Genomic DNA, 19,930 nt, shown 5'->3' with positions numbered 1-19,930 from the left:
CACACCCTGGCGACACACTGGGCGCGTTTGATCGAGCTGCTCTACGCAACGGAGCACTGGGTGTGGTTGACCGGACTGCCGCCGAGCGTTTCGTACATGCGCTCGAACTCCGCCTGCGCCAGCGGCGTGGCCATGCCGTCCGACGCGTTGAGACGTGACAGCGGGGTGGCTTTGTAAACGCCCGAATCTTCACCGTCCACAAATCCCTTCCAGCCGACTTTCTTCAGGTAAGGGAATTTGAGATACGACCAGGGCTCGACGTGTTCAGCGACGTAGTCCTGGTAATCTTTGGGATCGTATTTGGCGTGTTCCTTGCCGTCCGGACCAACGACACGGATCTTGCCATCGTAGAAGTTCACGTGGTTGTTCTCGTCCACCGTGCCCATGTTGTACGTGCGGTGAACGAAGGCGTCGTTTTTGATCAGGTCGACGTAAGCCGTGTTACCCAGCACGATGTCGTTGAAAAGCTGGATCGAGAACTTGGCGAACTCGATGGCGTCCTTTCCCAGCTTTTCGATCTCATCACGTTGTTCTTCGGTGATGCCGCGGCTGACTCCACCGGGAAGGCCCCAGTTCGGATGGACCGGTCGGCCGCCGATCATCTTGATCAGATAGTGGCCGTCGTGGCGCATCTTGAGCACTTTACCGGCGATATCCATGCCGACTTTCTTGATGATGCCCAGGATGTTTCGTTCAGCGACGGGGGCATCGGGTCCCATCACGAAATCCGGACCCCCGAGCGCGTAGAAGTGGGTCGTGTGATCGGTGGCGTAGAAGATGCTGTAGAACAACTCGCGCAGCTTCTTGGCCGTCGGTGGGGGATCGACGTGAAACAGCGCGTCGAGAGCCTTGGTGGAGGCCATGTGATGCGCCTCGGGGCACACGCCGCAGATGCGGTCGGTGATGTTGGGCATGTCCTCGGCCAGGCGGCCGACGCAAAAACGTTCGAAACCGCGCAGTTCTGGAACCTGCAAATATGCGTTCGCCACTTCCCCTTCGTCGGTGAGGAAAATGTCGATTTTTCCGTGGCCCTCGAGTCGGGTAATGGGATCAATTGAAATTCGCTTCATGTTTACTTCTCCTCTCAGGCCTGAACGGATTTACCGTTTCCACTGAGGGCGCTGCGTCGAAGTTGGCCGTGCGCCAAGCTGAAACGATAGAACGTTCCGATTGGATCGGGAATGCCTTCTTTGATGATGCGGTCGATCTCTTCCGGATCTTCCGAGTCGATCACCGAAGCCAGCGCGGTCATCATACGAGCGCCGAAGTCGATCACATCTTCATTGGGACCATAGCAGCCGATGCAGGGTGAACCGACCGTCGGGCAGAGAGCGCCACAGCCGGCACGCGTGGCGATACCGCAGCAAACCAGACCCTGTTCGAGCAAACACACATCCGGGTCGGGAATGATCTCCCAGGTTCGCTTGAATTCCGTGATCTTCTTCTCCGACCGCGTCCGAGGACACTCGTGGCAAACGGTGGTTTCCGCGCCGATCACGGAACCGGGCGCCGGCAGTTTGTTTTCCAGGATCGCCACGATGGCGTCCCAGATACGTTCCGGCTCGGGAGGGCATCCCGGCAAGTAGTAATCGACGTCCACACATTGATCGAGGGTCTTGACCGTGTCGTAGAAGAGCGGGAGGTAGAGCGTGCCTTCTTCGACCTGGGTCTCGGTCTGCGGACGGACACCGTCCGGGTTGTCCGTACTCGGTGTATCTTGGTAGGCGACCTGGAAAATTTCCTCGCGATTGGCAACGTTTCCCAGCCCGGGAATGCATCCTTCATGTGCGCAGGAACCGAAGGCCACGAGGGCTTTCGATTTCTGGCGCAGCAAGCGAGCCATATACTCCTGTTCGCTCGTGCGAATGGCGCCGTTGAAGAGACACAGGTCGATGCTCTTGTCGGCCATTTTTTCGATGCTGCGCACTTTGGCATCCACGGCTACAGGCCAGAGAACGATATCGAAGGCGTTAGCTACGTCGAGGATCTTTTCGTTGATCCCCAGTACTGCGATTTCGCAGCCGCCGCAGGAAGCGGCCCAATACAGTGCAAGTTTTCCTTTTTCACTCATGCGGGCACCTCCATGGCTTCGGCGTGCTCTTTGGCAAGCTGCTGGATGGCAGCTTCCACTTTACCGTTTTGAGAATAATTCTCGGACCAGTTCAGTGGGCCAAGTGCACGGACCTTTTCGATCATGTCGTCGATCGCTGCAGCCAATTGCACACCTTCTGCGGCGGACGCCCACTGCAGGCGCACGCGGTCATCTTCCACGCCGAATTGTTGCAGCGTATGCTTGAGCATCTGAAAGCGCCGCATGGCTTTGTAGTTCTGCTCCAGGTAGTGGCATTCTCCCGGATGGCAGCCGGCGATCATGACCCCGTCCGCGCCCAGGGCGAGCGCTTTGAGCACGAAGGTGGGATCGACACGTCCTGTGCACATCACCCGGATTACGCGTATATTCGGTTCGTATTTAACGCGGGAGGTCCCGGCCAAATCCATGGCGCGATACGAACACCAATTGCACAAAAAGCCCACGATTTTGGGTTCAAACGTTTCTGTGTTCATAGAATTCATACTCCTCACACTCAAGCTGGCACCGAGTCTTTGGCCGGCTCAGCGGCTTTTGCACCGTTGCCGCTTACCGTATCGAAGAGCAGACCTTCGATCTCGGCAATGATTTCATCGTTGCTGAAGTGTGCACCCGAGATGGCTTGGGCGGGGCAGGCGGCGACGCAAGTGCCGCAGCCTTTACACAGCGCCTGGTTGATCACACTGACCTTCTTTTCTTCGTCGAAGTCGATGGCGTTGAAGGGGCACAAGTCATTGCAAATCCGACAGCCGGAGCAATTCTCTTCGTGAATGGTGGCCACGATCGGTTCGATCTCCACCTTTCCGCGAGTGATCATCGATTGCACACTCGCTGAGGCGGCTGCGCCTTGTGCGACGGTGGCCGGGATGTCTTTCGGCCCCTGGCAGGTACCCGCGATAAAGATGCCGTCGGTCATCGTAGCTACGGGAGCCAGTTTGGGATGGCGTTCGGTAAACCAACCTGCCATGCTGCAGGAGATCCCGAATTTCAAAGCCACGTCGTGTGCGTCAGCGCGCGATTCGAGCCCGGCCATGAGGATCACCATGTCGACCGGGACGCGACGCTGCGTGCCGAGGAGCGTGTCCTCAGCCTGGACGATTAATTTGCCTTCTTCACCGGGCATCCGGGCGGCGTCTGTCACCTCTGCGACGCGGCCTCGAATGAAGTGCATGCCTTCTTCGAGCAGGCGGTTGTAGAACTCCTCATAACCTTTCTGGTTGGTACGCAAGTCGATGTAGAAGGAATAGACTTCGGCGCCGGTTTTCTCCATCACCAGATGGCCGAATTTCAAGGAGGCCATACAGCAGATCGCGGAGCAGTACGGATTGTAGCGTACGTCACGGCTGCCGACGCAGTGGATGATGGCCACCGATTTCGGCTGCGTGACCCCGTCTCGCATTACGACCTTGCCTTCCGTGGGGCCGGCAGCGTTGCATAGCCGTTCGAATTCGAGGCTGGTGAAGACGTTCGCCAGCCGGCCGTAGCCGTACTGCGGTATCCGCCGCGTGTCGAAGAGATCGAAACCCGTGGCGAGGATGATGTTCCCGACTTTGATGTCGAGAAGCGTATCTTCTTGCTCGAAGTCGATGGCGCCCGTGGGGCAGAACTTCTCGCAGGCCTTGCATGTGCCGCGCTCGAAGTAGATACAGGATTCCGTATCGATCACAGGGAACTTGGGGACGGCCTGCGGGAACGGGCGGTAGACCGCCTTGCGGTAGCCGAGCCCGGCTTCAAAAACGTCGTCGATGACTTTCTTGGGGCATTTATCGATGCAAATCCCGCAGCCCGTACAATCGTCTTCGTTGACGTAGCGCGCTCTCTTCCGCAGACGGACGTCGAAGTTGCCGACGTAGCCGCTGACTTCCTCCACTTCCGAGTAGCTCAGCAGGTTGATGTTCGGATGGGCACCGACGTCCGACATGCGCGGCGTGAGAATGCAGGCCGCGCAGTCCAGGGTCGGGAAGGTCTTGTCGAACTGCGCCATGTGTCCGCCGATGGAAGGTTCTCGCTCCACCAGATAGACCTGATAACCGGCGTCCGCCAGTTCGAGCGAAGCCTGGATGCCCGCAATCCCGCCACCCACGACCAGGGTATTGGGGTTGACCGGCACCTCCGTCGCTGTAAGTTCTTTCTGGTATTGAACGCGATGAACGGCGCCCGAGATGAGTGCCTTGGCTTTCGTGTTGGCCAATTCCTTGTCCTCGGTGACCCAGGAGACCTGCTCCCGCAGGCTCGCCATCTGGCAGAGGTAGGGGTTCAAGCCGGCGTTGGCGCAGGCACGGCGGAAGGTCTTTCCATGCAGGTGCGGCGAACAAGCGCCCACCACGACACGCGTCAGGCCTTCGTTCTTGATGTCATCCTCGATCAGCTCTTGACCCAGCGACGAGCACATGAATTTATAATCACGCGCAACGACGACACCATCGAGGTTTTCTTTTGCCCACTTTGCGAGACCTTCAACGTCGATCTCACCGGCGATGTTACTCCCGCAGTGGCAAATGTATACACCAACTTTTTCTGTCATCTGCCCTCCTAGATCTTTGGCATCGGCAATGATTTGTCATCACGTCGTCTGCGCGCTGGCCGCGCCTCGGGCTCTTCTACTTCTGCGCCGATTTTCGACAGGAGTGGGGAAGCCGAGACGATTTCCTTACCGATTCCAAGTTCTTTTGGTTTCATACCAAACGCAAGACCGATGATTTGAGTGAAGTAGAGAATAGGCAGGTTGAAGGATGTTCCGAAATGTCCGTTGACCTGCGATTGATACGCATCGAGATTCAACTGGCACATGGGACAGACCGTCACGATGGCGTCCGCTTCGTATTCGGCGGCGTTCTGCAGGATTCTGCGGATCAGCTCGTATGCCGTGTCGGCGCTGATCTGCGTCATGTGCCCGCCGCAACAGTGCGCTTTGAGCGGAAAATCGACCACCGTCGCACCGACCACGTCCAGCAACTCATCGAGATGGGTGGGATACTCGGGGTCGTCCACTTGCTCCCCGAGAGTCGGGCGCACGAGCAGACAGCCGTAATACGGCGCCAGACGCAAACCCTTGAGCGGGCTGGTCACTTTCTCCTGGATGGCATCCAGGCCAACGTCATTGACGACCACGTCGAGCAAGTGACGCACCTTCAAGCTGCCAGGTTTATAGGACAGCCCGCCTGCGGCGAGCGCCTCGTTCGTGTGTTCGTTGATCTCGGGATACTTGCCCATGTAGTTGTCCGTCTTGCGCAAGTTCAGATAACATGCGCTGCACGGCGCGGTAATTTGGGTCAAGCCGCCCTGGTTGGCGGCAAGCGCGAGGTTGCGGGCGACCAGGGCGTAGGCGGCCGTCTTTTGAATCGAGAAATACTCTGTAGCGCCGCAGCAGTTCCAATCGTGAATTTCTTCGAGCTCAAGACCCAGTGGCTTGGCAATTGCTTTTGTAGATTGATCATATGCAGCGGCTGTGCTGCCTAATGAACATCCTGGGTAGTAGCCGTATCGCATCAGACGACCTCCAGTGACTTTGCTTTATTCAGAATGGCACGAAGCTGATCGATGTTTTCAATCCGTTCCGGAGTCAGCGAAACGCGATTCTTCATCAACATTCCCAAAGCGAATGGACCGTAGGAGAATTTCGAAAGGGGCTTATGGGTCAGGTGATAGCGAGTTGCCAGGCCCAACTCGAAACTGCGGCCGTATTTTTCGACGTAGCCGATAAAGCTCTCCGAGAAATCCGGTGCATCGCTGCTGTCGTAGTACTTCGCTTCGACGGCCATGTTCTTCAGCGTGTACATAATGTCGGTTATGGGGATATCTTTCGGGCAGCGCGCCATGCAGTAATAGCACGAAACGCAGTACCAGGGTGTGTTACTCTGCAGGACCTCTTCCTTCATGCCGGCCTGAATCATGGCAAATAGCTTACGCGGCGTGTGATCCATATCCGGCCCGGAAGGACAGGACCCGCCACACGTACCGCACTGCAAGCAGGTCTTTAGGGTTTCACCACCTGGGGTCTTGGCGATAACTTCCGCAAGAAAGTCATTCTTGGTTTGGCCTACACTCATAAGGCACCTCTTTACTGAAATGGATATAGCCCGTCATGCAATGGGAAAGCAGACAGGCAAAATGGATCAGAGCTAGATTTACCATCTGCTCGACTTGCATAACACCCCGGAAACATTGTGAATTTCATAAATAAGTATGTGAAATTTCTCACGTAGATCGAAGTGATAGAGGGCATACGTTCAACCGACGAATGTCAGAGAAAAATTCAATGACTAATTATAGAAATTATCTATGTGCTTTTCAGGCGTGAAAATGGGTGGTTTCGAATGCTAGGAGCTGCGTTTTTTGGTTTGCTGCGTATTAAAGATGGTCATTGGGAGGTGATTCCGATTTTGGGAGTTCGACGGTGAACGTCGAGCCTTCGTTCTCGACGCTTTCAACCCCTACGATACCAGCGAACTCCTCGACGTACTGTTTGACGATGCTCAACCCCAGGCCGGTGCCTGAAATTCCCGAAGCACGGGCATTATGAGCGCGGAAGAACTCGTTCCATAAGCGCGGAATGTCGTCTTCCGGGATACCGATGCCGCTGTCTGCCACGGTAATTTTTACTCTGCCGCCCGTATCTTCGAGCGCGATTTCGACGCGCCCATAGGCGGGTGTGTATTTAATGGCATTGTGAATCAGGTTGGCAAAGATTTTTTCAAGTCCGTTTTTTGTGGCCTCTACGTAAGCCGTATCCGTGGGCGCTTGCAGACTCAACGAGATCGATTTACTTTCGGCTTCTGTTGAAAAATGATTGATTATCTTTTCCAGTACAGGCTGAACGGCGATCGACTCCTGCGCTTCCATCAGCGCCGGCGTTTTACTTGCTGAGAGTTCGATCAGATCGTTGATCAAATCAAGCAGCATCTCCAGGCGTATCTCAATCCGATCCATGATTTCAGACTGATTCTCGTTCATATCGCCGGACAAACCATGAAGCAGGGTACGCAGCAGACTAAGTGCGCTGCTTACGGGAGCGCGCAGTTCGTGTGCCACCGTCAACATGAAGGTCGATTTCATCTCGTCGAGTCGTTCCATGTCTTGTTTGGCACGCAGTAATCCTTCGGCTTTCTTCTCGATGTTCTGTAATCGCTTCGCCTCGAGGGAGAGATGCCGCTTCTCCAATCCCTGTTCGACGGTCATGAGAAGTTGATCGGTAGTAAACGGCTTTGAAATGAAGTCGTAAGCGCCCTGTTTGATGGCGTCTACCGCCAATTCTACGGTTGCATAGCCTGTAATAATGACGCAGACGATATCTTCGTCCCTTTCCTTCAGCAGCGGAAGCAAATCGATTCCACGGCCATCCGGCAGCATGAGGTCAAGCAGGACAAGATCGAAAGATTCTTCATCGAGCCTGCGAGAAAATTCTTCGATCGTGCCTACCGTTTCGATACGATAACCCTGGGGCTCGAGAGCCCGGCGACAGGCTCTGCGGATGCCCGCTTCATCGTCGAGAACGAGGATCCTTCCTTTACCTGTCATACAAAGATCGTCACCTCAATTTGTGCTGTATGGACGGTTCCACTTATCTTCCGCTATCGGGCGCGTGCTGGATAGGAAGCGATACGAAAACGCTGGTCCCTTCACCCATTTTACTTTGAACCTGGATTTGGCCGCGATGCATTTTGACGATGCCATATACGATCGATAAACCCAGCCCGGTGCCTTTGCCGGAAGCTTTCTTGGTGAAAAATGGCGTGAAGAGCTTGCCCATGTCCGCTTCCGGAATGCCGCAACCCGTATCGGCCAGTTTGATGATCAGCCATTGGCCATTTTCCACTTGCGTCGATATCGTGATTCTGCCCCTGCCTTCGATTGCTTCGGCCGCGTTGTTCAACAGGTTGGTAAAGACTTGCTGCATTTGATCCTGATCGGCCTGAATTTTGGGAACGTCCCCATCGAGGTGCGTCACGATCTCTATTTGATCGAGACCCGGTTTCCGGCGTGCGTCCGATACGACTCTCTCCAGCAGGGCGTGGATGTCAGTATTCGTTGTGAGAATATCTTGTTGGCGCGAGAAATTGAGCAGATCCGCAACGATTGTTTTACAACGAGTCGCTTCCTCGATGACCACCGCAAGGTCTTCGTGATGTGGGTCATCTTCCGGTGTTTCCTTGTACATCACGTCTGTCAGGAGAAGGATCGTACCGAGTGGGTTGTTGATCTCATGCGCCACGCCGGCGGCGAGTTGGCCCACGGAAGCGAGTTTCTCCTGGTGGAATAATTTCTTCTGCGTCTCGTCCAGCTTTTCCACCATGTCGTTGAAGGAATCTCCCAGAAGGCTCAATTCACCTCTGCCGTGGGTTTGCACGCGCACGCTCATGTCCCCGCGGGACAAACGCTTGTTTGCATCGACGAGTTCCGCAATCGGACGGGTGATGAAACGCGAGATCGGCATGGTGAAGACCGCCGCGCACAGGATGCAGATGAAGGCAATCACGATCACGCGTTGGTTGAAGGCGTCTATCAGGCTATCGAAGGACAATTTCCTGGCGCCAACGTATAGGATACCCACTACTTGATCGAGGTGGTCGATCAGAGGTTCATAACGCGTAATGTACCATTCGTTGACGACGAAGGCTTCCCCTTCGTATCGCCGGCCCTCGGCGAGTACGACGTCAAAGACTTCCTGGGACACACGTGTTCCGACGGCTCGCTCCCCGCTTTCGTCGGGCACGTTCGTCGATACGCGCAGGTCGCCGTAAAAAACGGTGGCGGTGTCGACGCCGGCAGTCTCCCGGATTTGATCCACGAGCGTAAAATCATTGTTGAACAGATAGACAACGATCACGGCTACGCGCTTCGCTGTGCCCTCGAGATCGATGGGAATAACGCTCGTGAGTGCCAGACCGGCCGTTCCCTCCCGCAGGTCATACGGCGTCGAAGCGGCTTTTGGGGTTTCTTTCAACGGGATGAAAGCCTGCCCTGCAAGCCCCACTTGAGAGAGGAATTCTTCCGGGATGATCTCGGTAGCGGTAATTGCCGTGTTTTGGGTCATCACGTGTTCAACGATGGGAAGTTCCCCCCAATTTCCGCCTGTGATCCGATCCGAGAGTTGATCGTTGGACCAAAGTACCCGTCCCAGGACGATGCTGCCCCGATCGTCCAGTAGTCCAATAAAGTGTGTGCCGCTGAGATTGGGAACGGTGATCTTCCTGCTCATTTCTTCATCCAGTATCGCCAGCGCTTCTGCTAAGCCCTCCAGAGCATCGGGAAGAGCCTGTACCACTCGAGGGTCTTTCGACATGCGTTGGCCGACGTCCGTGATGTCCTCCGCCTTGAGGCGATAGAATTGGCTCGCCAAATCCATGTCGCGATCGATGCGTTCGGCTTCGGCGGATTTCAGATAATCATCGATCACCGTAGAGATCGCCAGTGCATTGAGTCCCAAGGTCAATGCGACCATGAGCACGATAGATCCGATCAAAACGACCTGCATTCTGCCTGCCAGCAAACGCAGAAGAAAATGACTCATCTCAGTCACCCCGCCGTCTCTGGAAAAGCATGAAAGCTAGCACAGACATCGCAATCTCGATCCCTCGTCCGCTTCAATGGCTCGGATGCCGATTCGGAAAATGAAGAGAGGGAACGGTCGACGGCAATCTCAATGTAGCCCTTCGCTGTCTGCGTTCCCTCTGGATGATTCGCCACTCTCGACCCTCGTGAATCGGTACATCCAGGAAGATCCGTTCCTACTCTGCTGTTGATACCTGCTGCGCCTCCAGCAGCCATTCCACCTTTCCGAGAAGGTCATCCGGATCGATCGGTTTATCGACGAAGAGCTCGACGGGCAGATATTCGATGTCGGGCTCGAACTTCAAGGGGGTCGTGCTGTGGATAGCCGTCAACATGAGAATGGGGATGTCTTTGAATTCCGCATAATCCGACGCCGGATCAGGATTGCGGAGTTTGAGCGCAAACTGAAAACCCTCGGTGGCCGTGTCCATCATCACGTCGAGAATGATCAGATTGGGCCGGTCCTCCTTGATGACCTTGACGCCTTCTTTTCCGTTTGCGGCGTCGAGCACCTGGTAGCCCGCATTTTCGAGAACCATGTGAACGGCGGTTACAATATCGGGATCGTCATCGATAATCAGAATCTTGGACATGGTCGCAATTCCTTTCTGAAGGATTACAGCATCTCTTCGCTGAGATCTATGAACAGTTCTGAAGTCTCCTCGACGACGAGCCGGGTTCGTTCCTGGCCGCGTAAGTAGACTTCCAACGGTACGCCGAGGAAATCCGCCATTGCCTCCGGATCGGCGATATCGATTTTGCCCCACCTGGCGAATTCCAAATCGCCGGACAAGTTGTAGCGTCCATCGTAAGACGCACCATCCGGCATAATAGCACCCCAAAGGCGTTTTACCTGAGTGAGCTGCCGTTCATTCAAGTTGTGGGCTCCGTGTAGATTGGCCTTGAAGAAATCGGCGCCCTGGAGGAAGGCTTCATCGAAATTGGCGTTACACATCTTGGCCCTGGCCAATTTGGCGTCTTGCAGATTTGCCAGACTCAAGTCGGCGGATTCCAGATTCGCTTGATGCAAATCGACTTTGGTCAGGTTTGCCTTGAACAGATCCGCATTCTGCAGATGGGCGTAGCAGAGTGGGATTCCTTTCAGGGAACCGTCTTCGAGCCAGCCCCTGGCCCGCAATTCCGCAACAGCTTGCAAAACGATTTTATTCTCCGGGTTTCGTAATTTCCGAATCAACTGCATCACCGTGCTCATGACTGCCTCCTTGTTACTCCGTTTGGACCGATCCGGGTGTAGCGTGGTGAATCGATTTCCGTTCGGTATCGTGGTTCTTTTTCAATCTAAGCCCGGGTAGTAACAACTGCAGTCTCGATTCGGTATCATTCCGGTAACAGAGGCTCTGGATCATATGATCTTGTCCGGAGCGGCTTTGCACAACGGCGAATTGAGCTGGCGAATGATCTCGCTGCACAGGAGTGGGACGGCCTCTCGAACTTGCCGGCTTAAACCAGCGCCCCAATCGTATTGAGCGGGTTGAACAGCATACAGTTCAACGAACGCAGGCCAGAGACCGAGGATAAGACCCATGCGGATCATGTCCGTCAAATACAGGTCGTGGCAGGAAGTCATCTTGTTGAGAAGATGTGGATTTGCCTCGTCGGTCTTGATTTCGACCTTCATCCAGTCTCCTACACGCCGGCCGATTTCTGCCGCATCTACGATCAAGATTCGTCCGTAAGAATTCAAGCTGAGCAGGTACTCCGGTCGTAATATCGAGGCGTCCATTAATGTCACGTGCTCGGGTAATTGCGGATGGTCTTTCAAGCACTCGATGATTCGGGAGCCTATCCCGTCGTCGCCACGCATCGGATTGCCCAGCGAAAGCACAAGGTTTCCAGGGGTGTTAAATGCTTGCTGGATGGGATAACTTTCATACTGAAGTAGTCGCATGGAATCGAATCCTGTGTCTCCCACGGGATAGGCTCCTCTATATAAAACGGACCTCCAGAGCGTGTGTCGAGCAAGAGATGCACGGATCGTAGGCTCTGACCAGCATCTCCAAATGCCTGCTGAGTGTTTCTTTACCTTGTCCGCAGAACTGCGGTACGAGGGCGCGCATGTCCGCTTCGATGTTGGCCAGATTCTGTGCGGTGGGCGTGATGCAATTCGCAAACGATATCGTTTCGTCCTGGATGGCGTAGTGGTGGTAGAGCGTACCGCGCGGGGCTTCGCAGGCGCCGACACCCTCGCCCGAAGGACGTTTCTGTACGACGGGCAGTTCGACTGACAGGCCTTCTCTCGTGATCCGGGTAAGAATGGCGATCGCTTCTTCCACGCAATGGACCATCTCTACGATCTGCGCGACGGTGTTGAGATAAGGATTGACGCATTTCGGCTTCAAATCCAGCGCAGAAGCCGCAGAGCGGGCTTTCGGATGGAGGTCGGCGAAATTGATGTTGAACCTTGCCAGCGCGCCGACCAGGTAGGAGCGGCGTTGGTTGCGTGAGTGTTTTGCAGTGGAGTGGTGAACGACGGTTTCGTTTGTCACCTCAAGGTATTCCTCGACCGGCCAGGAACCACCGTCGCTGCTGATAATCTCTCCATCGATAAGGCAGTATTCTCCCTCGGTGTGGAGGGCCAAGTATTCCGTCTCGTTTTCGAATTCGGGGAAATGGAGGTCTTGAAACGTGTCGACGGTGGCATCCATCTCATGACGCAGGTCTACCAGGCGATCATAGAGTTCGACCAGGCTTTCTCTTGACGGATAATGCGTGAAGCCGCCCGTAACCATCGAAATGGGATGGGTGTGGCGTCCACCGATGAGCTGGCATAGGTCTCCGGCAACTTTTTTCATTTTCAACGCACGCAGCACGAGCTCGGGTGCAGAGCTGGCCAGCGGGATGACGCTCCCTACTTCCAACAAATCGGGAGCCACGAGCATGTAGACGTGCAGGATGTGACTGTCTAGCATTTCACCGAGAATGTTGAGTTTCCGCAGCCGCGTGGTTTGCGGGCTGGGCACGATCCCCAGTGCCTTTTCGCTGGCGCGTAGCGAGGCAGTTGCGTGCGTCACCGCGCAGATCCCGCAGATGCGGGAGGCGATGTGCGAGGCCTGCCGATAGGGCTTTCCGCGCATCAGCGCCTCGAAGAAGCGCGGCGCTTCGACGATTTCGAGTGCGCATTTGTTGAGTTCCCCGTTGTCGAAGTCGACGACGATGTTCCCGTGTCCTTCGGCACGAGTCAGATGCTGAATGTCGATCTGGATGGCTTTCGTTTTAACTGCTTTCATAGGCCGTGACCTCTTCGGATTGAAGTGGATGCGTCAGGAACAGGCTCAGCATAGAACGCAGCTCACGTGGGCTGCATCGTTTCTGGGAGAATATCGTTTCCAAAGCTTCGAGGTTGGGATTGGGAATCATTCCGCGGCACCCTTCGCAGCCGACGCCAAGACTGGGGCAGAGGGCTCCGCAGCCAGCACGCGTTATGGGACCGAGGCAGGGTTTTCCCTGCTGAAGCAGGCATGCGTTTTCACTGAGTTTGCATTCCATGCAGACGGGGACCTCAGGAATCACAGGCATGCGTCCAAGGCAAAGCGCCTTTACCGCTCGGATGAATTCCTCACGATCGATCGGACAACCGGGTAGGAAGGCATCGATGCGGATGACTTCCGATATCGGACGTGTTTGATGCGCTTCGAAATGATCGAACGCGTCGGCGTAGACGACTCGTTTCAAATTGTCAATTTCATGATCGTTGCGCATGGCGTTCACGCCGCCTGTGTGTGCACAGGCGCCCAAGGCGACGACGATGGTCGCCTGGTCACGGATTCGCCTCAACCTCGTTTCGTCACTCTCGCGAGTGCACGAGCCTTCGACGAAGGCCACGTCATAGGAATCGGCCTTTTCGCTCATCGCCTCTCGAAATTCAACGATCTCAATAGCCGAAAGCAGGTCGGGGTGGGTTTGCAGTGCGTCGAGAACCGTAAGCTGACAACCTTCGCATCCGGCGAAATCGAAGAAGGCGACTGTCGGAGCGGATTTCATCATCAGAAAGCCTCCTTGAGGTATTTGATTTTTGCATAAGGGAAGGCAGGACCGTCCTGGCAGGTGTACAGGTGATCGAGCTGACAGTGGCCGCATTTGCCGACGCCGCATTTCATGCGGCGTTCGAGGCTGAGCCAGATGTTCCATTCCGACAGGCCTTTGCCCAGTAATTCCATCAACACGAAGCGGTACATTACGGGCGGCCCGCATGTCACGGCGATGGTGTTCCTGGAATGCAGCCGAATGCCGGGGATCAAGGTGGTGATCACACCGACGTTGCCTCGCCAATCGTCTTCCGCTTGATCGACCGTCAGATGCAGTTCGACGTCTTCGCGTGCCTGCCATTCGTCCAATTCATCTCGAAAAAGAAGTTCGGCAGGCCGCCGGGCGCCGTACAGCACGATCACGCGCTCGAACTGATCGCGGTGATCCAAAACCTCGTTGATCAGAGAACGCAGCGGTGCGAGGCCGAGGCCGCCGGGGATGAAGAGCATGTCGTGCCCGCGAAAGAGATCGACCGGAAAACCTTGCCCGAATGGGCCGCGAACGCCGATTTCGTCGCCGGCGCCCAATCCGTGCAAGGCGTTGGTCACCGATCCTGCACGGCGGATGCAGAGTTCGAACGTCGATGTGCTTCGGCTGGGTGAGGAGGAAATGCTGATCGGCGCCTCGCCGATTCCCAGGACGGAAACCTTGACGAATTGGCCCGGCGTGTGTCCCAGCGTTTCGGCGGCCGGCGTCTCAATTTGGAACAATTTCTCCTGGGGCGTAAGGGAGCGGACGCTGCGGATCGGCATCATCGTCGGCAGATACAGCGCCTCGCTGCTTACGTCTTTAGTGAGCGGTATCGTCATCGGACCAGCTCCTCATGAATGGCGGCGCCGGGAATGACGGCGTGATGCAGGCGGTTGAACACGTCGAGGGGCGAAATTTCCGCCAAACATGATTGCGCGCACCTTCCGCAACCAACGCAGCCGGGGTATCCCAAAGCTTCGTATTGATATTTCGCCTTGTGCATGAAGCGATGCCGCAGACGATCGGAGCGCTCGCGGCGGAAATTGTGCCCCCCTGCGACAGCCGCGAAAGCGTCGATTTGGCAGGAATCCCAAATACGATAGCGTTCGCCGTGCTGCAGGTCGAGCGCGACCTCGTCGACCACGTCGAAACAGTAGCAGGTCGGGCAAACGATGTTGCACACACCGCATCCCAAACACCGCTCGCCAAGCTCCCGCCAGAGGGGGTTCTCGTAGCAGAGTGTCATGATACTGGGCAGCGTGTTGAGATCCGCTTCCAGGTGATCGGGAAAGCGACTCCATTTTTCGCTGAGCGTACGGTTCATTTCGATGATTTCGCTCCCCCTGGTCTGGCGTGCGTCCGGACACAGATCGATCAGCGCAGATCCTTTATCGGAACCCACCTCGCATACATATGCGTTTCCGATGTCCGTGAGGTGCAGGTCGTATTCTTCCTGAATGGTGTACGTACCCATGCTCTTACAAAAAGAGTACGGCGAACACGGTTGCAGACATTCGATGCTGACGATCGTTGTGGCCGCTCTTCTACGCAGGTAGGTTTGATCCGCAGCACCCTGTTCGAAGAAACGATCGACGAGTCGAACGGCGTGCAGGTCACAGGTGTGCATGCCAAAGATGATGGTCGTTCGATCGTCAAAAATCGGCGTGACCCGTGTGCCCTGCGTGCCTTTTTCGAATTCGAGCAGCGTCTCTCTTGGGGGCAGCAAGATTTTTTTGGGTGGAAGTACCGTGGTCGTGTAATCGAGAGCCAGAAGCGCAGCGTCGGTCATCTCGGCAAACACGAAGTCATCCCGGCGAGCGGTCGGACCCACGAAACGGTAGCGGCCGATGAGAGATCCGATCCATGACGAAAACGATTTTTTAGCCACCGTGTATAGACACATGAAATTCAAACTCCTTCACCGGTTAATCGTTGAACGATGCGTTTGGCGGGAAAGGAATGGCTCGAAAGTGAGCAGCCCGCGAAAGCCCTGGATGATCGTCCGGACGCTTTCTTCGACGGCCTCGGAGATCGGCCCGTAGGCAAGTTTCGCCGGCTGAACGCCCAGCAGGACGATCTTGCAGCCGATTTCGGCGATCAGATAATCCGCCAAAATTCGCAGGGGGAGAGTGTGCGTCGAAGCACTCACGCCGTCGGTCTTCTGCAGATCGAGCCAGCGGATATCCCCGGGTTTCTGCGCGACGTCCGCGGCGTCGATCAACACGACGAGATCGGGAGCAAACCACCGCAGCGGTCCGCAAAGATTCTCCGGCGCCGGACCTGCAGTGAATACCTGTACGTGGCCGTGATTCTGAAAGACGATTTCCAATGCTTGAGAGATCGCCACGCCGAGGCCATCATCGCCACACAGCTCGTGGCCGATCCCGATGATCGCCAATCGCGTTTCACGACCGTGTGCTTCGAGATCAGCCAGAATCCCGCGCAAGGTCTCCAGCCAACACTTCTTCGACATCTTGTTCGTCACCATAGTTACGGATAAGCTCAGCTTTCTGCGTGACCGCCAGTTCCCACTCCGTGTTCGACAGCGACAGGCATTCCTGGCGACAGCTGAAGACGCACTGCGCGCAGAACGTACAGCGGTCGGGGTGGTAGCGCATGACGAAGCGCTTCGCTTTCTTGTCGAGGACGATCAATTCGATTGCCGCAGCTGGACAGTCCTTGGCGCAAAGTCCGCAGCCGATGCAGTTTTCCGAATCCCAACGAAGCATGCCGCGCAACCGCAGCGGGATCTCACGACGTTTGAATGGGTATCGTTCGGTAATCGGAGGACGGACGAAAGCGGAGGCGATGTCCCCGATCATTGCGGCGAGTTTCATGTTGCACTCCCTTGCAGCAAAATCAAGACGAACCACTGCAGTAAGACCAGCAGCGCTCCGTAACGCCACCAAAGTCCGACGGTTTGATCGATGCGCAGGCGGGTAAGCAGCGCTTGTATCACGACGATGATTACGAGCAGTGCCAGCGTCTTGATAAAGAATGTGAGCGGATCGTCAATCCCTCCGAGATAGAGTGCGGAGACGAGCGTCAGGCCAACGACCAGTTCGACGCCTTTCCCGAGGCGGAAGAGCGCCAATCCGCGGCCGGAATATTCCGTCAGGGCTCCGGCGACGATCTCCGTTTCTGCTTCGGGCGCGTCGAAGGGCGGGAGTTCCAATTTTCCCATCAGGGCGATCATGGCCGCGAGAAAACCAACGGGTTGTGACAGCAGCAGCCAACGGCCTCCGGCCGAGGCGATGATCTCGGAGATCTGCCAGCTCCCGCTGAATAACGCCGGACCCAGGAGCGCCAGCAGGAACGGCGATTCGTACGAGAAGAGTTGATTCAGGGTGCGTGTGGCTCCGATCAGAGAAAAGCGATCCAGCGTATTTGCGCCGGCGAGACCCATGCAAAGCGTGAGCAGACTCAGCATGTACAGTGTGACGATCAGATCTCCGGGAAAACCGAATGTGGTTTTCATGCCGAGGACGGGAATGTAAAGGCCGGCCGTGAGCGCGCCGGTCAGGGCGACGATCGGGAGGCCGACGAACAGGCGCCGATCGACGTTCTCCGGGATCACCTCTTCTTTCGCCAGCAATTTGAGCGTGTCGGCAAACGGCTGAAACCAACGCGGGCCAATGCGGTTCTGAAAACGCGCCAACAGCTTTCGATCCACCCACTCGTAGGACAGACCGAGCAGGATGAGAAAGCAGCCTCCCGGGAAAACGGCCAACGCGAACAGATTGCGCAGTTCACTGCTGATAGTGTTCAATTCCATGCTGTCGCAAATCCTTCCACTGCCACCGCCGGCTGATTTGGTTCGCCTGATCGATGACCACCATACGATCGTTGCACGAGAAACAGGGATCGATCCCGGCCAGGATCATCGGCACGTCGGCCAATTGATGCCCCACGGCAAGCTTAACGACCGAAAGCAGATTGCAGATCGTCGGTGTACGCACTTTAACCCGCTCCGGCATGTCGCTGCCGTTGCTGCGGATGAAGTAGAACAATTCACCGCGCGGCGCTTCCGTTCGAATGACCGTTTCTCCTGGCTGGATGCGCCGCGGCATGCGGACGGTCAGTTCGCCAGGAGGCAGGTTTGCCAGTATCTGCCGGATGACCCGGTAGCTTTCGAACAGCTCTCTGAGGCGGACCAGGACGCGCGCTTCCAGATCGCCCTTATCGTCCAGGGTGATTTGGATGGGGAAGCGATCGTAGGCCGCATAGGGCGCTTCGGTGCGAATGTCTCGATCGACGCCGGAGGCGCGAGCGGTCGGCCCTACGGTTCCCAGAACTTCTGCGTACAGCCGGCTCATGGTTCCGATGTTCCGCGTACGCTGCAGGAACAAGGCGTCTGTAGAGACGACTTCGAGATAGAACCGCGTTCGTTCGTCCAGGAAGTCGATCCCCTTCAAGATGGGCTCGATATGCGCGTCTTCCACATCGAATTTCACGCCGCCGAGTACGTTGGCGGAATAATTGACCCGGTTGCCGGAAAGCTGCTCCAGGATATCCATGACCGTTTCGCGATCTCGCCAGCTATACATGAAAAGCGTGTCGAAGCCGGCTTCGTGCGCGGTGACGCCAAGCCAGAGCAGATGGCTGTGGATGCGCTCGAGTTCGGCAAAGAGGACGCGGATTGCCTGAGCTCGGGCGGGTGCTTTGGTCTGGGCGAGGCGCTCGACGGCGAGGCAGTATGTCATGCCGTGGATGTGGGAGCAGATACCACAGATGCGTTCCAGCAGGTACAGATTCTGTATCCAGGTCCTGCTTTCGGTGGCTTTCTCGATGCCGCGATGCGCATAGCCAAGTCGTACGGAGGCGTCAGTAACGATCTCTCCGTCGACGCTGATGCGAAAGTGGGACGGTTCTTTGAGCGCCGGATGTTGCGGTCCGATGGGCACGGTGAAGCTTTGCCTTGTCGTTTGTTTTTCCATCAAATTTCTCTCAAAGTCATGGATGATCTGAGTTTGTTTTGATCGAGATCTTTACGCAGCGGATAAACGTCTTCCGGCCAATCATCCGGTAGATAGAGGCGCGATGGATTTCGCAGACCATCGATACGTATCCCAAACATCTCCTGCAGTTCGCGTTCGAAGGATTCTGCGCTGGGAATGATCTCGTACAGGCTGGGTAGATGACCTTCGGATCGCGGTACGTTCAGGCGCAGCGTAATGATGGCTTCGCCGATACAGAAGTGGTAGAGCACTTCCAAGTCGGGAATTTCGATACCGGGATCCAAGCCCGTAATGGCACTCAGATAACCCAGCCGAAGGACGCGGAGACCGGCGACGATGGGAATCAAATCATCTACCGTACTGAGGCGCACATCCAGGCGGTTCGTTTCAGGATGCGCCACCTCGGTCTTCCACATCCACTGCTCTAGCAGTTGAGAAGCGGGCTGCAGTATTTTTTCAGTATCTTTCATCGTCCCGCGCTCCATAAACGGATGTGTGGCTGCGCGCCTGCTCCAATTTAGGTGCCCACAGGTTGTTCAACAATTTGACGACGCCGTCGATGATTGCTTCCGGACGAGGCGGACAGCCGGGAATGTACGCATCGACAGGGAGCAGTTTATCGATACCGCCAAGCGTGTTGTAACAGCCCTGGAAGACGCCGCCGGTCAGCGCACAGGCACCGATGGCAACGACGAATTTGGGCGTGTGCATCTGTTCGTAGATACGCAGCAAACGGTCGCGCGCCTGTCTCGAAACGGCTCCCGTGGCCAGGAGGACATCGGCGTGGCGTGGACTGCCCTGCAGCTTTACGCCGAAGCGTTCCAGATCGTATCTGGGCGTCAGCGTAGCCAGTATTTCGATGTCGCATCCGTTACAGGAACCCGAGTTGAAATGCAAAACCCAGGGCGAATTGATCCGCGCCCACATCTTCATCGTGGCGAGATTCAGCCATCGCAATCTGCCGTCCGTATCCATGTCGATCTACCTTTCAACCCAGGATCAAAGCCAGTAAGGCCAGAATCAAGCCTGCGAGATAGATACTGGTGATCGAGTTCGTCCCGCCGCTTCCCAGCATGAGTGTGCCCAGGTGCAAAATGGCGAAGAACAATGCTACGATGAAAAAAGGTCGATATCCGGGTGCCGCGATCTTCGTCGGCGCGACCTCGCCGCTGGCATACGTGCTCGACTTCATGTTTGTTTTCACCGCCGCGCCGGCCAGGTGACGGCCAATCAAATATACAAGCGAAGTAAGACCAAGGTAGATCAAGAAAGAAACGACTGGATAGACGATCAGGGTAACCATCGTTCGCTCCGT

The 19,930-nt window shown here is 56.0% G+C and carries 22 protein-coding genes; all 22 read right to left on the bottom strand.

Features of this window, described 5'->3' with window-relative positions; genetic code table 11:
- Positions 1 to 41 precede the first annotated feature (41 nt).
- The 22 genes from P8Z34_07095 to P8Z34_06990 all read right to left on the bottom strand — a co-directional run bounded on the left by P8Z34_07095 (position 42) and on the right by P8Z34_06990 (position 19,918).
- A complete protein-coding gene (locus P8Z34_07095; protein MEJ2550430.1) occupies positions 42 to 1,070 on the bottom strand; it encodes a nickel-dependent hydrogenase large subunit in 1,029 nt (342 codons plus the stop codon).
- Between the two features lie 14 nt (positions 1,071 to 1,084).
- Positions 1,085 to 2,071 (bottom strand): F420-nonreducing hydrogenase, encoded by a 987-nt coding sequence (locus tag P8Z34_07090; GenBank protein ID MEJ2550429.1) that lies wholly within the window; start codon positions 2,069 to 2,071, stop codon positions 1,085 to 1,087.
- Positions 2,068 to 2,565 carry a hydrogenase iron-sulfur subunit gene (locus tag P8Z34_07085; protein MEJ2550428.1) on the bottom strand — a complete coding sequence of 166 codons (498 nt, stop codon included), beginning with the start codon at positions 2,563 to 2,565 and terminating at the stop codon, positions 2,068 to 2,070. The genes P8Z34_07090 and P8Z34_07085 overlap by 4 nt, the downstream gene beginning before the upstream one ends.
- A 20-nt stretch (positions 2,566 to 2,585) precedes the next feature.
- The gene (locus P8Z34_07080) at positions 2,586 to 4,613 is read right to left on the bottom strand and encodes a CoB--CoM heterodisulfide reductase iron-sulfur subunit A family protein (protein MEJ2550427.1); all 2,028 of its coding nucleotides are present in this window, start codon (positions 4,611 to 4,613) and stop codon (positions 2,586 to 2,588) included.
- An 8-nt stretch (positions 4,614 to 4,621) separates the two neighbouring features.
- Positions 4,622 to 5,578, bottom strand: coding sequence for a CoB--CoM heterodisulfide reductase iron-sulfur subunit B family protein (locus P8Z34_07075; protein MEJ2550426.1), 957 nt, complete (start codon positions 5,576 to 5,578; stop codon positions 4,622 to 4,624).
- Complete coding sequence (locus P8Z34_07070) at positions 5,578 to 6,138, bottom strand: 4Fe-4S dicluster domain-containing protein (GenBank protein ID MEJ2550425.1); 561 nt, start codon at positions 6,136 to 6,138, stop codon at positions 5,578 to 5,580. Before P8Z34_07070 ends, P8Z34_07075 begins: the two co-directional genes overlap by 1 nt.
- A gap of 301 nt (positions 6,139 to 6,439) precedes the next feature.
- Positions 6,440 to 7,606, bottom strand: coding sequence for a response regulator (locus P8Z34_07065; GenBank protein ID MEJ2550424.1), 1,167 nt, complete (start codon positions 7,604 to 7,606; stop codon positions 6,440 to 6,442).
- Between the two features lie 43 nt (positions 7,607 to 7,649).
- Positions 7,650 to 9,599, bottom strand: coding sequence for a cache domain-containing protein (locus P8Z34_07060; protein MEJ2550423.1), 1,950 nt, complete (start codon positions 9,597 to 9,599; stop codon positions 7,650 to 7,652).
- A gap of 217 nt (positions 9,600 to 9,816) precedes the next feature.
- The gene (locus P8Z34_07055) at positions 9,817 to 10,233 is read right to left on the bottom strand and encodes a response regulator (GenBank protein ID MEJ2550422.1); all 417 of its coding nucleotides are present in this window, start codon (positions 10,231 to 10,233) and stop codon (positions 9,817 to 9,819) included.
- Positions 10,234 to 10,256: 23 nt separating this feature from the next.
- Entirely contained in the window at positions 10,257 to 10,853 is a 597-nt protein-coding gene (locus P8Z34_07050; protein ID MEJ2550421.1) for a pentapeptide repeat-containing protein, read from the bottom strand.
- 150 nt (positions 10,854 to 11,003) lie between these two features.
- Positions 11,004 to 11,549 carry a hydrogenase maturation protease gene (locus tag P8Z34_07045; GenBank protein MEJ2550420.1) on the bottom strand — a complete coding sequence of 182 codons (546 nt, stop codon included), beginning with the start codon at positions 11,547 to 11,549 and terminating at the stop codon, positions 11,004 to 11,006.
- A gap of 37 nt (positions 11,550 to 11,586) precedes the next feature.
- Positions 11,587 to 12,888 carry a Ni/Fe hydrogenase subunit alpha gene (locus P8Z34_07040; GenBank protein ID MEJ2550419.1) on the bottom strand — a complete coding sequence of 434 codons (1,302 nt, stop codon included), beginning with the start codon at positions 12,886 to 12,888 and terminating at the stop codon, positions 11,587 to 11,589.
- The gene (locus tag P8Z34_07035) at positions 12,875 to 13,645 is read right to left on the bottom strand and encodes a hypothetical protein (protein ID MEJ2550418.1); all 771 of its coding nucleotides are present in this window, start codon (positions 13,643 to 13,645) and stop codon (positions 12,875 to 12,877) included. The genes P8Z34_07040 and P8Z34_07035 overlap by 14 nt, the downstream gene beginning before the upstream one ends.
- Positions 13,645 to 14,496 (bottom strand): FAD/NAD(P)-binding protein, encoded by an 852-nt coding sequence (locus P8Z34_07030; protein ID MEJ2550417.1) that lies wholly within the window; start codon positions 14,494 to 14,496, stop codon positions 13,645 to 13,647. The genes P8Z34_07035 and P8Z34_07030 overlap by 1 nt, the downstream gene beginning before the upstream one ends.
- Entirely contained in the window at positions 14,493 to 15,560 is a 1,068-nt protein-coding gene (locus P8Z34_07025; protein MEJ2550416.1) for a 4Fe-4S dicluster domain-containing protein, read from the bottom strand. The genes P8Z34_07030 and P8Z34_07025 overlap by 4 nt, the downstream gene beginning before the upstream one ends.
- A gap of 15 nt (positions 15,561 to 15,575) precedes the next feature.
- A complete protein-coding gene (locus tag P8Z34_07020) occupies positions 15,576 to 16,130 on the bottom strand; it encodes a hydrogenase maturation protease (GenBank protein ID MEJ2550415.1) in 555 nt (184 codons plus the stop codon).
- Positions 16,084 to 16,494, bottom strand: coding sequence for a 4Fe-4S binding protein (locus P8Z34_07015; GenBank protein MEJ2550414.1), 411 nt, complete (start codon positions 16,492 to 16,494; stop codon positions 16,084 to 16,086). Before P8Z34_07015 ends, P8Z34_07020 begins: the two co-directional genes overlap by 47 nt.
- Positions 16,491 to 17,432, bottom strand: coding sequence for an NADH-quinone oxidoreductase subunit H (locus P8Z34_07010; GenBank protein MEJ2550413.1), 942 nt, complete (start codon positions 17,430 to 17,432; stop codon positions 16,491 to 16,493). Before P8Z34_07010 ends, P8Z34_07015 begins: the two co-directional genes overlap by 4 nt.
- Positions 17,407 to 18,594 (bottom strand): nickel-dependent hydrogenase large subunit, encoded by a 1,188-nt coding sequence (locus P8Z34_07005; protein ID MEJ2550412.1) that lies wholly within the window; start codon positions 18,592 to 18,594, stop codon positions 17,407 to 17,409. The genes P8Z34_07010 and P8Z34_07005 overlap by 26 nt, the downstream gene beginning before the upstream one ends.
- Positions 18,594 to 19,085, bottom strand: a complete 492-nt coding sequence (locus P8Z34_07000) for an NADH-quinone oxidoreductase subunit C (GenBank protein ID MEJ2550411.1) — start codon at positions 19,083 to 19,085, stop codon at positions 18,594 to 18,596. The genes P8Z34_07005 and P8Z34_07000 overlap by 1 nt, the downstream gene beginning before the upstream one ends.
- Positions 19,072 to 19,590, bottom strand: a complete 519-nt coding sequence (locus P8Z34_06995; protein ID MEJ2550410.1) for an NADH-quinone oxidoreductase subunit B family protein — start codon at positions 19,588 to 19,590, stop codon at positions 19,072 to 19,074. The genes P8Z34_07000 and P8Z34_06995 overlap by 14 nt, the downstream gene beginning before the upstream one ends.
- Positions 19,591 to 19,603: 13 nt before the next feature.
- Positions 19,604 to 19,918 (bottom strand): hypothetical protein, encoded by a 315-nt coding sequence (locus P8Z34_06990; GenBank protein ID MEJ2550409.1) that lies wholly within the window; start codon positions 19,916 to 19,918, stop codon positions 19,604 to 19,606.
- Positions 19,919 to 19,930 lie beyond the last annotated feature (12 nt).

The sequence above is a fragment of the Anaerolineales bacterium genome, from assembly GCA_037382465.1.
Classification (GTDB): Bacteria; Chloroflexota; Anaerolineae; order Anaerolineales; family E44-bin32; genus WVZH01.
This window is presented reverse-complemented; position numbering and strand designations above follow the sequence as displayed.